14 protein-coding genes and 1 pseudogene are annotated in these 15,435 nt (G+C 44.6%); 10 read left to right on the top strand and 5 right to left on the bottom strand.

What is annotated here, in order from left to right; translation table 11 throughout:
* Positions 1–14: 14 nt before the first annotated feature.
* From pipX to P2A85_RS04795, 6 genes are all read left to right on the top strand, one after another.
* Positions 15–284 carry a transcriptional coactivator PipX gene (gene pipX / locus P2A85_RS04770; protein ID WP_340522155.1) on the top strand — a complete coding sequence of 90 codons (270 nt, stop codon included), beginning with the start codon at positions 15–17 and terminating at the stop codon, positions 282–284.
* Between the two features lie 30 nt (positions 285–314).
* Positions 315–980 (top strand): YggS family pyridoxal phosphate-dependent enzyme, encoded by a 666-nt coding sequence (locus tag P2A85_RS04775; RefSeq protein ID WP_377477846.1) that lies wholly within the window; start codon positions 315–317, stop codon positions 978–980.
* Between the two features lie 10 nt (positions 981–990).
* Positions 991–1,182, top strand: coding sequence for a MerR family DNA-binding transcriptional regulator (locus P2A85_RS04780; protein WP_377477847.1), 192 nt, complete (start codon positions 991–993; stop codon positions 1,180–1,182).
* Between the two features lie 221 nt (positions 1,183–1,403).
* Positions 1,404–2,021, top strand: coding sequence for a cell division protein SepF (locus tag P2A85_RS04785; protein WP_371119244.1), 618 nt, complete (start codon positions 1,404–1,406; stop codon positions 2,019–2,021).
* A 310-nt stretch (positions 2,022–2,331) separates the two neighbouring features.
* The gene (gene proC / locus P2A85_RS04790; RefSeq protein ID WP_340522163.1) at positions 2,332–3,177 is read left to right on the top strand and encodes a pyrroline-5-carboxylate reductase; all 846 of its coding nucleotides are present in this window, start codon (positions 2,332–2,334) and stop codon (positions 3,175–3,177) included.
* A 16-nt stretch (positions 3,178–3,193) separates the two neighbouring features.
* Positions 3,194–3,823 carry a hypothetical protein gene (locus P2A85_RS04795; RefSeq protein WP_377477848.1) on the top strand — a complete coding sequence of 210 codons (630 nt, stop codon included), beginning with the start codon at positions 3,194–3,196 and terminating at the stop codon, positions 3,821–3,823.
* A 110-nt stretch (positions 3,824–3,933) separates the two neighbouring features.
* Here the strand turns inward: P2A85_RS04795 and P2A85_RS04800 are convergent, their stop codons facing one another.
* The 5 genes from P2A85_RS04800 to P2A85_RS04820 all read right to left on the bottom strand — a co-directional run bounded on the left by P2A85_RS04800 (position 3,934) and on the right by P2A85_RS04820 (position 8,339).
* The gene (locus tag P2A85_RS04800) at positions 3,934–4,542 is read right to left on the bottom strand and encodes a Uma2 family endonuclease (protein ID WP_341739722.1); all 609 of its coding nucleotides are present in this window, start codon (positions 4,540–4,542) and stop codon (positions 3,934–3,936) included.
* Between the two features lie 86 nt (positions 4,543–4,628).
* Positions 4,629–5,309, bottom strand: a complete 681-nt coding sequence (gene plsY, locus P2A85_RS04805; protein ID WP_377477849.1) for a glycerol-3-phosphate 1-O-acyltransferase PlsY — start codon at positions 5,307–5,309, stop codon at positions 4,629–4,631.
* Positions 5,310–5,471: 162 nt separating this feature from the next.
* Positions 5,472–6,818 carry a DUF3086 domain-containing protein gene (locus P2A85_RS04810; protein ID WP_377477850.1) on the bottom strand — a complete coding sequence of 449 codons (1,347 nt, stop codon included), beginning with the start codon at positions 6,816–6,818 and terminating at the stop codon, positions 5,472–5,474.
* A gap of 52 nt (positions 6,819–6,870) precedes the next feature.
* Positions 6,871–7,263: a DUF3119 family protein gene (locus P2A85_RS04815; protein ID WP_377477851.1), complete on the bottom strand. Its 393-nt coding sequence runs from the start codon at positions 7,261–7,263 to the stop codon at positions 6,871–6,873.
* Positions 7,264–7,544: 281 nt separating this feature from the next.
* Positions 7,545–8,339 carry an MlaE family lipid ABC transporter permease subunit gene (locus tag P2A85_RS04820; RefSeq protein ID WP_340523501.1) on the bottom strand — a complete coding sequence of 265 codons (795 nt, stop codon included), beginning with the start codon at positions 8,337–8,339 and terminating at the stop codon, positions 7,545–7,547.
* Positions 8,340–8,527: 188 nt separating this feature from the next.
* Between P2A85_RS04820 and P2A85_RS04825 the strand changes: the two genes are divergently transcribed.
* The 4 genes and pseudogenes from P2A85_RS04825 to P2A85_RS04840 all read left to right on the top strand — a co-directional run bounded on the left by P2A85_RS04825 (position 8,528) and on the right by P2A85_RS04840 (position 15,414).
* On the top strand, positions 8,528–8,821 hold the full coding sequence (locus P2A85_RS04825; protein ID WP_377477852.1) for a hypothetical protein: 294 nt from the start codon (positions 8,528–8,530) through the stop codon (positions 8,819–8,821).
* Positions 8,822–8,853: 32 nt separating this feature from the next.
* Positions 8,854–9,162 (top strand): annotated as a pseudogene (locus tag P2A85_RS04830) (Hsp20/alpha crystallin family protein); the annotation flags it as partial.
* Between the two features lie 312 nt (positions 9,163–9,474).
* Complete coding sequence (locus P2A85_RS04835) at positions 9,475–9,876, top strand: fasciclin domain-containing protein (RefSeq protein ID WP_340523495.1); 402 nt, start codon at positions 9,475–9,477, stop codon at positions 9,874–9,876.
* 360 nt (positions 9,877–10,236) lie between these two features.
* Entirely contained in the window at positions 10,237–15,414 is a 5,178-nt protein-coding gene (locus tag P2A85_RS04840; RefSeq protein WP_377477853.1) for a PAS domain S-box protein, read from the top strand.
* Positions 15,415–15,435: the final 21 nt, after the last annotated feature.

Raw genomic sequence — 15,435 nt, forward strand, 5'->3', positions numbered from 1 at the left:
ATTGTGAGCTTTTAATGACTACCGAAACCTACCTTAATCATCCCAATTTTGGCCTTCTATTCAGGGTGTCTCAGGTTGAAGACAGCCAAGAATTATTTACGACTCTATACGCCCAGCGCTTGTTTTTTTTAGTAACAAACGGCCCAGGGGGTTTGAGATTTGAACCCATCAGTCGCTCTGATGCTCGCCTAATGGTCGAAATTCGCCTCCGCACTCTCCGCCGCAGCGGTCAATATAAGGAGTACGACCAATTGCAGATCGTTCACAAGCGAACTTTTCAATAAAAAATTGGTAATTGCCGATCGGTTTTTTTTATGACTATTGCCTCTCGGATTGCTACCATTCGCCAACAATTGCCTGACTCAGTAAGGTTAATTGCCGTTACCAAACAAGTATCTACTGATGCGATTCGGGAAGCCTACGATGCCGGAATTCGGGACTTTGGGGAGAGTAAGGTTCAAGAGACCGCCGAAAAACAAAGTCAACTCCAAGATTTGCCAGGTATCAATTGGCACTTAATCGGTCACTTGCAGGCAAACAAAGCTGCGAAAGCTTTAGAGCAATTCCAGTGGATTCATTCTCTCGACAACTTAAAACTCGCAACTAGACTCGATCGACTAGCCGGAGAACTATCCTGCTCTCCCCAAGTTTGCTTGCAAGTTAAAATTTTGCCCGATCCAGACAAATACGGCTGGACTATCCCCGAACTACTGGCAGACCTTCCCGAACTCAACAGATGTCAGCACCTCAAAATTCAAGGTTTGATGACAATACCTCCCCTCGGATTAGATGACTCACAAATCCTAGAATTTTTTAACACTACCCGCGAACTTGCCGATCGAATCCAGCAGGAAAATTTTGCCCACATTCAGATGGAGCAACTCTCGATGGGAATGTCAGGAGATTATCACTTGGCTATTCAAGCCGGTGCTACTATGATACGGCTAGGACAAACCTTATTTGGTTCTAGGAGGGGATGATATCGCATATATGCTAACATTCGACTCATGGCATAGGTACCACTCAGAATCATCGGTCGAATTTCTGGGCTTGCATCCTCACACACTAAGAAGATACGCCAAGGTCGGGAAAATCAAAAGCATCAACAACGAGGCTAAGCAAAGGCTCTACGATGTAGATTCCTACCAGCGCGGTGCAATTGGAGTTACCCTTGTCTGCTAATGCCGACTTAGTTCACCAAAACAGCGAAATGACCTCGCCAGATTTGTGGAATTCATGTAGCAGCAATACCCAGAGGTAGAAATCATCAAAGATATCAGCTCTGGTCTTAACTTCAAATGTTAGCAAAAAAGTATCGGTTAAATATCAATTAGTCAGCAACCCGTGACTTACGCGCAAGGCGAGTATAGTGGGGGCTGCAAAGTCGTTATGGAGAATAAATCATGAGCATTTTTTCCAAGCTAAAAGATTTTGTGGGCTTTAACAACGAAGAAGAGTACGATGGCGAGTACGATGAATTGGAGGAGGCGCGCTATCAGAACGCCTATCAACCTCCTGAACCGAATCCCGCAGCAGCAGTGGCGGCTGAAGAAGAACGTCGCCAAAATCGCAGAATGCGGGAGAGAGCAGTAGTAGGACCGACAAATACAGATGTTGTTACACCAACCGGGGGAGTAGGGTCAGTAATGAATAACGTGATTGGAATGCCTGGAGCTATGAACGGAGTTTCGGAAGTGGTAGTTATGGAGCCGCGCACTTTTGAAGAGATGCCGGCCGCAATTCGAGCGCTTAAGGAACGGAAATCTGTGGTCTTGAATCTGACCATTATGGACCCAGACCAAGCACAAAGAGCTGTAGACTTTGTAGCTGGTGGTACTTACGCCCTTGACGGTCATCAAGAACGCATTGGCGAAAGTATTTTCTTGTTTACACCAAGCTGCGTTCAGGTAAGAACTCAATCTGGTGTAGTTCACGAAGTACCTCCGGCTCAAGGACGGCCCCGCACTGCGGCTCCGGCACCGACAGTCTGGCCAGCAGAACAAGCTCAAATGGCTCAGTAGTCATCAGTCAGTGGTCAGTAGTTAGTAGTCAGTAGTTAGTAGTTATTAACTAATAACTACTGACTCCGGCATCAAGGCGGGAGACAAATAACATGAGTAATTTCAAATCCGTTGACATCGGAATTATGATTTCTCTCTTCTCTTTCTCTGTGTCCTCTGTGTTCTCTGTGGTTTAATCATTCCGATGCAACCGGAATTGATATAACAACCAATCAGTAGTAAAAATCTAAAACAAATAACCCTTCGACTACGCGGTTCCTGAGCGGAGTCGAAGGGCAGGGCGACGCAAATAACCAACAACAAATAACAAATAATTATGATAAAATTTGGTACGATCGGCGGTGGAGTCATGGGAGAAGCTCTCTTATCCCGCTTAATTGCACAAAAAGTTTATTTGCCTTCGGAAATATTGGTGAGCGAACCACAACTCCAACGCCGCCAGTTTTTGACTCAGAAATACGGGATTGGCACAACAGCTAGCAATCTAGAGGTGGCTGCTGCTACAGAAGTGCTGTTTTTGGCGATTAAACCACAAGTTTTTGAGACGGTTGCTTTGGAATTGGCTGTGGCGGACGATCGCAAACAGGGAAATAATGGAGAGACTGCTAATACTAAGTCAGAAGCGTTAGTAGTGTCGATTTTGGCGGGAGTACCATTGAGCAAGCTCGAACCCGCCTTCCCAGGGCGGGGAGTGCTGCGGGTGATGCCCAATACTCCGGCGACGGTGGGGGCGGGCATGAGCGCGATCGCCCCTGGAAAACTTGTGCAACCGGCGGATTTAGAATTGGTAAAGCGGATTTTTATGGCGGTGGGAGAAGTGGTGGAAGTCCCTGAAAATATGCTGGATGCGGTTACAGGACTTTCGGGTTCAGGGCCAGGTTATGTGGCGATTTTGATCGAAGCCTTGACAGATGGCGGTGTGTGTGCTGGTCTGCCACGGGCGATCGCCTCCCAATTAGCCCTACAAACAGTATTCGGTACGGCGAAACTATTACAAGAAACGGGAATGCACCCAGCAGAATTGAAAGATAGAGTCACAAGTCCCGGTGGCACAACGATCGCCGGCATTGCTAAACTCGAAAGTAATGGCTTTCGTTCCGCGCTGATCGAAGCAGTGAAAGCAGCTTGTTTGCGTTCTCAAGAATTGGGAAAATAACCACAGAGAATTTAAAATGGCTTACAGCGAATTCAAGCTAAAGGAACTTGTCAAGCAATTCGACTTAACTCTCCAGGAAAATCAAGATTTATTTGCCCATATATCAGAAGTAGAATCTAGCGAAATCCTAAAATTAGCCTTGAAAGAAAACGCAGGATTAGCAGTAGATATAAATACTGAAAAAGCTCGTTCTGAACTGATTATTGCACCAATTTTACTCGAAATTAGACGACAATTAAATTACCAAATTGGTTTATTTTCCGGTTCCGAGTTTAATGTCGCTCCTGAAAAAGGATTAAATGGAACTTGCGATTTTTTAATGAGTTTGTCAGCGGAACGCCTGTTTATCAGCGCCCCTGTGATTACCCTTGTTGAAGCTAAAAAAGAAGATATTAAGGCTGGTTTCGGGCAGTGTGCAGCCGAGATGTTAGCCGCTCAATTATTTAATGAGGAAGAGGGAAATCAGATTCCGATTATTTATGGAGCTGTGACATCGGGTACTGTATGGAGATTTTTGAAGTTAGAGGGACAGATTGTGTCTATTGATGCGATCGAATATTACCTGAGAGATATTGGAAAAATTTTGGGGATTTTGTTAAGCGCGATACCCAGTGCCCCGACTTCGCCGAAGTTGTCAGGAATCTAATAGGTCGATCGCATTTTACAACCAGATTATTTTTATTGTAAATATCTACAGCGTGCATTGTCATCTCATGTTGCAATCCATCCTGCAAACCTTTAATTAGCTTGAGCTAATTATCCACAATTAAAAATTTGCTTGGCGGTCAAATTCAACTCAGAGAACACCGCTGATTCAACCCTTTCATCTCCCCGAAACAGCTTAATTTGATACTCACCATCAACTAACTGATAAACCGATAAAGTCGGCTGTTTCGGAACACCAATATAACGGCTACCCCCTAAACCCAAATAATCTACAATCCAATATTCAGGAATTCCTAATGCTTCATAATCAATCATTTTGTGTGCATAATCATCGCGCCAATTGGTGCTGACTACTTCAACAACTAATTTAATCGAATTTACCTGAGTAATAACTGATTCTCTTTCCCATCGATACTCATTGGCTGCTACGGCTTGTTTATCTAATACAATCACATCTGGATCGTAACCAGAGTTGTCGCTAAATTTAATTGTACATTCCTTCGGAATAAAGTAAGGAAGTTGTAAGCGCCTAATTTCTAAACCAAACTCAAAGGACTGAAAACCTGCGATCGCTGAATGTTTACCAGTTGGATTTGGCATTTCAACAATAACTCCGTTATGTAATTCATAGCGTCCGTTTTCTGGTTTACATTCCAGAAATTCATCAAAAATCATTAACTTGGATATCGCTTGAGTCATGGTAAAGTCTCCAATGCTCTAAGATCGTTTGATTCTGATTCAGTAGTCAACAGTAAAAAATCATGTCGGTGCAACTGGAATTGATATCAATCGCTAGCTGCTGTTTCCAATTTCTCCCCAATCCTCGGTTCTGTCCCGTTCAATAGCCGCTGAATATTGCTGCGGTGCCGCACAATTACAAATACGCCACCCGCAATTCCAAACAATACATAAGCTAGCGGCTGATTTAAAACAAACATCAATCCAGCAACGCTAATTGCACCCATAATTGAACTCAAAGAGACAATTCGTGACACTGCAAATACGATCGCAAAAATCCCGAAAGTTCCTAAACCTACTGGCCAATATAAACCCAGTAAAACTCCCAAACTTGTAGCGACAGATTTGCCACCTGTAAAGCCCAGCCAGATAGATTTGCTGTGGCCTAAGACTGCAAATAAACCTGCTAGAGTTGCCATCCAAGGTATGATGGTTTCAGTGTTTTCTAAACCTGCGGTGGTTGCTAGCTGTTGGGTAAAAGTGAGAGAGTAAATGTAGCGGATTAGGCCGATCGCACTTACGCCCTTCAACACATCAACCAGCAACACCGCCAACCCCGGCCACTTCCCCAAAGTCCTCAGCACATTAGTCGCACCAGTGGAACCAGAACCAACCTCTCGAATATCAATTCCCAGCATCCATTTACCCAAGGCGTACCCAGTCGGAATCGAACCGAGGAAGTAAGCGGAAATTAGCAATGCTCCATTTAAAATTATCCAGCTAGCCATGTTTTGATTTTAGATTTCGTGTACTTTTAAGATTTGGAACCTTTCTCTTACCATAATTAGCAATTAGCAATTAGCACTTAGCAATTAGCAATTAGCAATTAGCAATTACCAATTACCAATTACCAATTACCAATTACCAATTACCAATTACCAATTACCAATTTAAAAATCCTTAGCAGCTATCAAACTTTGGGGATCGGGAGCAAAAGCTAGCCACAGCGGAAATTGCAGCATTGACAAACTAATTAAATCCTCAGTTTCATCAATCACAATTAACGGTAATTTGCCATCTTTCACCAAGCGATCGGCTTTTTGAGCCAAAGCCTCCGCAGACTCAAACATAATAATCCCCCGTTCTGGGCCAAAATCGCTGCGAGTAATCCCCAAACAATCTTGCAAACCCCGGCGCCATTCTCCCAAACGTTCTGGACTGTTGGCGAGTACCAAAGTCCGCACCCGACTACCATAGACGCTGGTGAGCACAGAAATAATTGTCGAAGTAATCAGGATATTTTGCAAGCGGGAACCCATAGTCCGCAAAGCACCCCTTCCTCCTTGGGTAAAAAACCAGTTAGAAACTCGTTCGGCGTGGATGGGTTCAAAGGTGCGGCGGAGTTGCCAAGGCGGGCCATAATAGTCCGGGAGAGTGCGATATTGATCGAGAGTGCGACGAATTTGCTTAGCCTGTTCTTGAAATCCCTGTTCGGAAAATCTGGGATTTATGGGTGCTGAGGAGGAAGATTCTTCCACCGTAAATTGCTGTGTTTTTTCCGGTACTGGTGGTGTCAAATCTAAGAGTTCGGCGGTGGCTGCTAAATCCTGTAAACTGCCTACTAGATAGTCTTTGAAACCCTGGACTCGAATTGCCAAATCTTGGGAAACGCCTGCGAAAGTGGTTCGCATTTCTTTTTGAATGCGATCGCGCCGACGTTCCAGTTTTTCTACTTCGATTTGTAACGTTTGTTTGCGCTGGTCTAATTGAATCAAGCCGTCTTGTACCAAACGTCCGATCGATGCTTGAGCCTCACCCAATGCTTCTAAGGCCTTGACTTTTTCGGCTTCTAGGCTGGCAATTTTATCGGTCAAATCTTGTGCTTGCTGCTGCAATGCTTGGACTCGCTCTGCCAAATATTCGATAACATTTTCTTGGACATCTGTTACCATTTCTGCCAGTGGCGTTGGCGTAGAGTCTGGCTGCGGATGAATTTGAGCGATTGGGGACTCCTCCTGGCCCTGGGATAATTCGATAGGAGGCACAATGGGGGCGAGGGCACTTGCTGCGTCAACGAATTGGGCGATTTCGGAATCTGTCGCGCTTAACTGGATGTCTGTTTCTGGCCCAATTTGGCCAAGGGGTTCTGGTTTCTCCATCTCCACCCTTGGTAAATCCTCTGTCGGCGATGGGAGTTGGTCCAAATCCTGATGCACGGGCAAATTAGACTCGCTCTCAACGGTTGGCGGGACTGGTGGTGCTTGTGGTTCTTGGGTTGGAGATTCGTCTGAATTCATGGGAAATTTTGTTTAGCATGGGGCACGGAAAAATTAAAAATTAACAACTTTTTCAGTCTTGACGGGGACAACGCTGTTCTAAGCAAGTCTGTAGCATTTTACGATCGAACAGAACCGGCAGAAAGTGAATACTGTTAATTTCTTTGAAGTAAAACAAAATTGGCACTGCGGGCCAAAATATCCGCCAATTTTGCCATTCTCGGTAAGGAAACTGGCGAATTAACTTTTGCGATCGATAAATGTCCAAATTGGTTGGGGTGAATTGCAGACGGATGGTAGCGGCTTGATACATCAAAAACAAGCCGAACAGCGAAAGTGGCAAACTCACCCACTTCTGCACGAACAGCAGCGGTACGGCGGCAAGCACGAGGACTAGGGGAATCGCATAACTGGGTTCAAGTTCGATCGTATTTGTCGGTGTGCTAGAAGAGGCAGTTGTATTCACGGGCTTAAGCCAAACGAATTTTGTCAATAATTTATATTTTACCGTTTCCCAGCTTAAAGGCCATTGGTGTCAACTTAACGTCAAAAGTAGTATCAGTATACCGTCTGCTAATGAGCAACTCGATCCCCCCTAGCCCCCCTTAACAAGGGGGGGACAGGAAGCACTCAAAGTCCCCCTTCCCCCCTTGGGGGGGGCTAGGGGGGGGTGGGGATTTAGGGGGATCGAAACTTGAGTGCAAGCTACATTTATTATGGGTTTCTATCTTAAATTGACACCAATGGTCACAGGCCTTTGAGTACGCTGCTACCAGTCCCCTGAAACATCACCCAAGTCATCAAAAAATTACAGATAAAAATAGCCAGCAAAGCTGTCACCACGGCAGTTGTAGTCGATTGGCCGACACCCTTGGCCCCTCCTGTGGTGGTTAAACCCCAGCTTGTACCGATCACAGCAATCAAAGCACCGAAGACAAAAGCTTTAATTGTGGCGCTGCAAATATCCCACAGTGTCAGAAAAGTGCGGACTGATTCTAGAAAGACGGTTTGAGAGACTCCGTACATCGTCGTCGCAATCAGCAATCCGCCAGCGATGCCCGTGACGAGGGACAAGATGGTTAAAATTGGTAGCATCAAGCAGCAAGCAATGACGCGGGGAATTACGAGATAGTCGATCGGGTCTGTTCTGAGCATCAGCAGGGCGTCTATCTGCTCTGTTACCTGCATTGTGCCGATTTCCGCCGCAAAAGCCGAACCTACTCGTCCGGTGACAATCACGGCGGTTAAAACCGGGCCTAGTTCGCGAGTCAAAGACAGGGCCAAGACTCCGCCGACGACATTACCGGCACCGAGGTTGATAAACTCTCTGGCTACCTGGACTGTAAATACCATGCCGACAAAACCCGCAGTCAGCAAAGCAATCAACAGGGATTCTGGGCCAACTGCTGCCATTTGGTCGAGGGTGTTGCGACGGTTTATTTTGCGGGTGAGCAAGTGCAGCATTACTTGGCCTCCCAATAAAATTGCTGCTAGCAACCGCCGACTCCATAAAGTGAGACTCGAAGATGTAGTAGGGCTCACGGGGATTGGGACTGTATAACTACTGGAAAAAATGAAATCTATCTACAAATCTTAAACAAGTTTCTTCTCTAACATTTAAGATTTCTGACGGAATTAGCCGCGAAGGGCGATCGCTACCTATCTTGGAAAAAGACAGGTTTTGTTGACTTGTACACCTTTCGGCAGTTTAGCTGAATTTAGTGACTCCTATGAGCATTTTTCCTAATTTTCTTCGATCGGTACTGCTGACGAGCCTGTTGAGCTTTTTCGCCCCTTTATTGTTAATCGGCGTGGGATTGACTAGCTTTTTGCTGCTCGGTCTGGTGCCTGCTCTCCAAGGGGTTGGTCGTTCTGGGGAAGACCTGATTTTACAGTTTTTGGCTACTTTCGGCAGTGGTTGTCCCCTCCAGGGGTTTTTGGTGATTGGCACTACTTTTGGTTTGGTGGGTGCTTTGTTTAATACCTACGCTTCTTTTGGACACTCCCGGTGGACAAGACAGTGAGTTACCAAGATAGCGAGTAAAAGACCCGAATCAAGACTCCCGAAGCCATCCATCTCAAGTTAGAAATTCCGGGTATGGAAGCTGAAGATTTGGACGTGCAAGTCACAGCAGAAGCGGTTGCTATCAGCGGCGAACGGCGATCGGAAACTCAGACAACAGAAAAAGGCATGACTCGCTCCGAGTTCCGCTACGGCTTTTTCCGCCGGGTAATTCCCCTACCTACCCGCATTCAAAATGAAAGCGTAGAAGCTGAGTATAAAAATGGGGTCTTGACCCTGAATTTGCCCAAAGCCGAAGCAGAAAAGAACCGCGTGGTGAAAGTGCAAATCGGTGTCAAATAATTGTTTACCAGTTTAGTTAGTTAATTAGTAGGGGGCGCAGTGCGCCCCTGATTAGTTTGGGGAATCGGCAATTGGAAATTGGGTAATTTAATTCTCGGTACTCACAATAGGCGATAATATTTATTCCCCTATTAAGTAACTCCACTTAATTAAACGTAAAATACGGATGACCGAAAAGCTGACTGCATAAGTCTTCTTCCTTCTTCCTTCTTCCTTCTACTTAGCAATTTTTTTACAAATAAAGTAGGTATTGTTTCCCACATCAGTTTACGATACTTAGTGGAGAATTTTTATGAGATGAGGTAAAACTGAATGCCTGATATTGTTGATATTGCTGTAGGTGCTGGTTCGTTCCAAACCCTGGTAACAGCGGTGCAAGTGGCTAATTTGGTAGACGCCCTCAAAAGTCCGGGCCCTTTCACTGTTTTTGCACCCAATGACGACGCCTTTGCCAAGTTGCCGCCCGGAACTATCACCACTTTAGTACAGAACGTTCCCCAACTGAGCCGGATTCTGATGTTTCACGTTGTCTCTGGCAAGTTTATGAAGGCTGATTTGGCAAAACTCGGTTCTGTCACTTCCCTGGAAGGTTCACCGATTAAAATTGATTGCTCAGACGGTTTTGAGGTAAAAAATGCTACTGTTGTCGCTGCCGATATCGAAGCTGATAACGGTGTGATCCACGTCATAGATACCGTAATTTTAATGGGATAGTTTCGTCCTCACGCCCAGCCACCGGAGTGAAGCAGGTGTTTTGTGCTGTTGCTTCGCTCCCGCTAGAGTGCGACGATCGCATATGTTGAAGCAAGAAGCAAGAAGGCTCCCTTCCTCTTCCCTAGGGGTCAACTGGCTGAGGATAAAAATAAGTTAGAAGGAAAATGCCAGAACATCAATGCTTTGAGCACTGCAAAACCTCCTAACTGCCTTGGGGTTTGCTATACTGTTTTTTTTAAAGGTAGAATGCAGGATAAGTATCAAAAATTTGTATTGTTGTCAAATATATTTAACCATTTTTGTTGAAAAAAATTTGATAATCAATCAACATAACATCAGCAAATCAGTGTAATCAGCACTATGCAAATCCTAGCCGCCAGCCTCAAAGCAAAAGTCCGCCAGCGTACCTTGGAAGTGCAAGTTTTTAAGGAACTGACTGCTAAAGTGCAATTAGCTTTCGGTGCTGAGGAAATTTGGTCTGCTGGTATCGAATATCTAGGGCGCTTGATTCCCACAGAAGCGATCGCTATTTTGACCCATTCGGACGATCGCATATACTGTCAAAACTCAGCGCCGTTAACGGAAGCGACAACATCGGAAATTGAGTCTCGCTTGCGGGAGGCTCGCACTCAATGGCTGGGAGGAAATCGGGATTGGGCGCACAATCTGGAACACCCCCCAATTGTTGAGTTGCAATCTGTGTTGATGGCTCCGGTGATGCTCGATGAAAGCACAGAATTTTTGGGAGTGTTGTTCATCGGTGCAGTGGGGGCGAAGGTTTTTGATTTCGATCGCCTGTGCTTGCTCCATACGACTGCTCACATCTGTTCCCAAGCATGGGTAAATTTATCTAAACAGCAAAATTTAGAGGTATCAGCGAGTAAGAATTTTCCGCTAGATTTGTCCTCACAAAATCAACAACTATTGCTGCGAAGTTTGATTGACGCTACCCCGGACAGAGTTTTTGCCAAAGATCGAAATTTTAGATACATTTTAGTCAATCAAAGCTTTGCTGACTACTTAGGTAAAACCGTTGCGGAAATTATTGGCAAAGATGATATTGAATTAGGATTTTCGGAAACAGTAGTATTTGGCGATCGCGATGGCGGAATTAGAGGCTGGCGCGAAGACGATCGAGCCGTACTCGCTGGGGAGAAAATTCACAATCCTGACAGCCCGATCGCCTTTACTAACGGCAAACATCACATCTTTGATACCCAAAAACGGCCGGTCTATGATGCTGCGGGAAATGTATTCGCAATTTTGGGTTTTTCTCGCGAGATTACACAATCCTCCATAACAGATACAGCTAGACGTGAAAGCCAAGCCCAAATACAAAAAATTACGGCTAATATACCAGGTACGGTGTATCAAGTGGATTTGCATCCCGATGGCTCCCTGGCTTTCTCTTTTTTGAGTGCAGGTTGTCTAGACTTGTATGAAATTGAACCTCTTGCTGCTCAGCAAGATATTCAGATAATTGTTGACTTAATTCATCCTGAAGATCGAGATGAATTTGTCAATTCTGTACTCCTGGCTGCTGAAAATTTGCAGCCTTGGCGCTGGGAAGGCAGAATTGTCACCCCCTCTGGAAAACTTAAATGGATTCGAGGAGATGCACATCCTGAAGTCCAGGAGTCTGGGGCTATGCTTTATTACGGTTTGTTTCTCGATGTTAGCGGACGAAAACAAGCTGAATTGAAGCTGCAACTATATCAAGAAATATTTTTAAAATCCAATGATGCGATCGCAATTATCGACCCCCAAGGATATTATTGGGAAAGAAATCTAGCTCACAAGGCTTTGCTGGGCTACAGCGAATCAGCATTGGGACGAGAAACGCCGGCAGTCCACCTAGGAGAAGACACCTTTGCATCGATTCTGCAAAGTTTAGCTCTTACTGGAAGCTATCGAGGTGAAATTACCTGTTTTAAGGCTGTAGAAGCTGGAACTGTGGAGGTGGAACTTTCGGCTTTTTCTGTGCTAAATGAAGCTAACAATGTAGTTTGTTACGTGACTGTCAACAGAGATATCACTGAACGCAAGCGGGATGAGGAAAGACTCAAACTTTACCGACAAATATTTTTAAACTCCAACGATGCGATCGTGATTATTGATGCTGATGGGTTTTTTATCGAACAAAATTGCGCTCACCAATCTCTCCTACAATATACAGATGACGAATTAGAAACAGAAACGCCTCGGCAGATTACGGGGGAGCGATTTTGGGAAATTGCTAAAAGTTTAAGTCAAAATGGAACTTTTAGGGGTGAAACTACTAATTTAACTAAAAATGGAAGAACTTTGGCGATCGATGTAGCTGCATATTCTGTGATTAATGATGGCGGCGATGTCATTTGTCATGTTTGTGTCAAACGCGATATTACTGAACGGAAAAGAGCAGAAGAAGAACGCCAAAAATTTGTTTCCCTCATTGAAAACAGCAGCGATTTTATCGCCATGGCTACCCTGGAAGGGCAAACATTGTTTGTCAACGAAGCTGGACGGCGACTGGTGGGTTTGGAAAATATTTCTCAAGCTCTCTATACAGAGATTTGGGATTATATCGGTGCTGGTTTTCAACAGAAGTTTATTCAAGAGATTTTGCCAAAAATTCGCACTCAGGGACAGTGGCAAGGAGAAGGTATACTGCAACATTTACACAGCGGTAAACGGTTTGATGCTTTGATGAACGTTTTTCTGGTGAAACACCCGAAAAACAGAGAACCACTGTGTTTTGCTACGGTAATTCGCGATGTCACTGAACGAAAAAAAGCCGAAAGAATGCTCCGGCAACAAGCAGAACAGGAACGGTTGGTGTCGGCGGTGGCTCAGCGGGTTCGCCAGTCTCTTAACCTCACTCAAACTCTTAACACTGCTGTCCAAGAAATTCGACAATTACTAGCAACTGACCGCACTGTAATTTACCGTTTTGAATCAAATAAAACCGGAGTGGTGGTGGTTGAATCCGTCGGCAATGATTGGATGCCCATGCTGGGCAGAAAGCTTCTAGAGAATTGTTTTGGTGAGAGTTACAAAGCGATGTATATGGCGGGGAAAATTCAAGCTATTGAAGATATTTATACTGCTCAATTGAGTGAAACTCATCGGGCTTTTCTGGCTACTTTGCAAGTAAGGTCTAATTTAGTAGTCCCGATTTTTATCGCTGATGAAAAGCAAGACTTGAACACACAAGTCTTTTCTAAAAATCCCCAGACTGGCTTGCAGGAAGGGATTTTAGAAACGAGTCAAAATCGATTGTGGGGATTGCTGGTTGCTCACCAGTGCAGCGATTGTCGCGCTTGGACTGATTCTGAGGTGGATTTGTTGGGCAGATTGAGCGTACAGTTGGCGATCGCCATTCAGCAATCTACTCTGTTTGAACAAGCCCAACAAGCACGGGAAGCTGCACTGGAAGCGTCTCGGATGAAGTCGCTATTTTTAGCCAATATGAGTCACGAAATTCGGACTCCCATGAATGGGGTGATGGGAATGACCGATCTCCTATTGAAAACTAATCTGACTCCCGAACAACTTGACTTTATGCAGACATTGAAAGTTAGTGGTCAAAATCTGCTCTCAATCATTAATGATATTCTTGACCTCTCGAAACTAGAAGCAGGAGAAATGCGATTGGAAACTCTAGGATTTAATGTCAGTATCTGTCTGGAGGAAGTCTTGGAGTTGTTGGCAACTCCTGCACAACAAAAAGGTATAGAATTGGTAGCTTTGATTGACAGAGATGTACCGCTACAAATTAGAGGTGATGCGGTCCGTCTGCGTCAAATTCTTACTAATTTGGTAAATAATGCTATTAAATTTAGCGAAGGAGGAGAAGTCATGATTGAGGTTTCTCTTTCCAGTCAAAAAGGTTTATTGACGACCAGGATTCCCCAAAAAAGCCAGGAAATACAACCGTTAATCTTGGGGATAGAAAGACAACAATATTTGATATTTAAAGTTAAAGATAGTGGAATCGGAATTAATCCAGAAGACCTAAACAAGCTATTTCAATCGTTTACTCAAGTTGATGCTTCTACTACTAGAAAATATGGAGGTACTGGTTTGGGACTGGCAATTTCCAAGCAGTTGGTTGAGTTGAGTGGCGGTGAAATTGGTGTGGAAAGTACCCCCGGTGCTGGTTCGACTTTTTGGTTTAGTTTGCCGGCTATTAAGGAGATGGTAACTAATACCGCGACGGCTTCGGAAGTGAATTTGCAAAAAATGCTGGCGGGTAAAAAAATCTTGGTTGCTAGTGATAAGTCGCCTGTGCGAGAAATGCTGCGGAGAATGACTGTTGTTTGGGGAATGGAAGTTCAGGAAGCTGATAGTGGCTGGATGGCGATCGCCTCTTTGTACAAAGCTATCAGCCAAAATATCCCCATTGATATTGCTTTGGTTGATATTCAGTTGCCGGAAATGCTCACAGGAAGCCTGGAACGCTTAATTATTTCTGAGTCAGCAATGCAGCAAACTAAGTGGGTAGTTTTGACTTCTGTGGTTCAGATAGAAGAGGCAAAACGCTTATTGAATACCGGTTTTAGTGGTTACTTAATTAAACCTGTCAAAACTCATCGGGTGTTGGAATGTTTGGTAAAGGCGATCGCTCCTGATGCGGTAATGAAGGAAGAGGAGGCCAATTCGACTGTCACAGGTACTGTCGATGGAGAATTAGTTGCTAAACAACAGGAGTTAGCTAACTTGAAGATTTTGTTGGTTGAAGATACTCCTATTAATCAAAAAGTTTGTCTGAATCAAATGAGAGTTTTGGGAGGTGCTGCGGATGTGGCTAATAACGGTGAAGAGGCTTTATCTATGGTGGCGATCCAGAAGTATGATATTGTGTTAATGGATTGCCAAATGCCAGTTTTAGACGGTTATGAAGCTACCGCTCGATTGCGTGGCCTGGAAGCCGCAGCCATTGGCTCTGGTGAGATGCAGCCACACCAACAGACAGTGGTGATTGCGATGACTGCCAATGCTTTGAAGGGCGATCGAGAAAAGTGTCTGGCCGCTGGCATGGATGATTATATCACCAAGCCAATTTCTATTGACAAGTTAAAAGCTATACTAGAAAAATGGTCTACACATTTAAGAATTAAGTATCAAATATCTAATATTGACAATTCACAGACTTCTGCTAAGGAGCTAAAAATAGATATAAAACTCGATCTAGAATCTTTAGTAGATGTCGAACATTTGCACGAAATTACTGGGGCTGATTTAGAGTTTGAACGGGAGATATTACAAGCTTTTCTGGTTGATACTAGCAATTATTTAGAATCTGCTAAACAAGCCCTCGCTGCGGGAAATGCCGAAGCCCTAGGGCGCTATGCTCACCAAATTAAGGGTGTCAGCGCTACGGCTGCGGTACGATTAATGCCTGAGATTGCTGCCCAACTTCAAAGTCGCGCCGAATCACAGCCAGAGGATCTCGAAGGCGCTGCTTCCCTGATTGCTCAGCTAGAGGTGATTCTGGCTGGTTTTCAAAACCTCAGTGGTAGTCAATGGACTTTAGATCTTAAATCTGAGATTTGACAATCTATCCTCAAGGGGGAG

Source organism: Microcoleus anatoxicus (assembly GCF_042465725.1).
GTDB lineage: Bacteria > Cyanobacteriota > Cyanobacteriia > Cyanobacteriales > Microcoleaceae > Microcoleus > Microcoleus anatoxicus.

Bases quoted from the DNA above. Each gene is read 5' to 3' on its own strand.
- P2A85_RS04810 (WP_377477850.1), bottom strand. From the start codon at position 6,818: ATGAATTCAGACGAATCTCCAACCCAAGAACCACAAGCACCACCAGTC.
- P2A85_RS04795 (WP_377477848.1), top strand. From the start codon at position 3,194: ATGGCTTACAGCGAATTCAAGCTAAAGGAACTTGTCAAGCAATTCGAC.
- P2A85_RS04835 (WP_340523495.1), top strand. From the start codon at position 9,475: ATGCCTGATATTGTTGATATTGCTGTAGGTGCTGGTTCGTTCCAAACC.
- P2A85_RS04785 (WP_371119244.1), top strand. From the start codon at position 1,404: ATGAGCATTTTTTCCAAGCTAAAAGATTTTGTGGGCTTTAACAACGAA.
- plsY (WP_377477849.1), bottom strand. From the start codon at position 5,309: ATGGCTAGCTGGATAATTTTAAATGGAGCATTGCTAATTTCCGCTTAC.
- P2A85_RS04775 (WP_377477846.1), top strand. From the start codon at position 315: ATGACTATTGCCTCTCGGATTGCTACCATTCGCCAACAATTGCCTGAC.
- P2A85_RS04800 (WP_341739722.1), bottom strand. From the start codon at position 4,542: ATGACTCAAGCGATATCCAAGTTAATGATTTTTGATGAATTTCTGGAA.
- P2A85_RS04840 (WP_377477853.1), top strand. From the start codon at position 10,237: ATGCAAATCCTAGCCGCCAGCCTCAAAGCAAAAGTCCGCCAGCGTACC.
- P2A85_RS04825 (WP_377477852.1), top strand. From the start codon at position 8,528: ATGAGCATTTTTCCTAATTTTCTTCGATCGGTACTGCTGACGAGCCTG.
- pipX (WP_340522155.1), top strand. From the start codon at position 15: ATGACTACCGAAACCTACCTTAATCATCCCAATTTTGGCCTTCTATTC.
- P2A85_RS04780 (WP_377477847.1), top strand. From the start codon at position 991: ATGCTAACATTCGACTCATGGCATAGGTACCACTCAGAATCATCGGTC.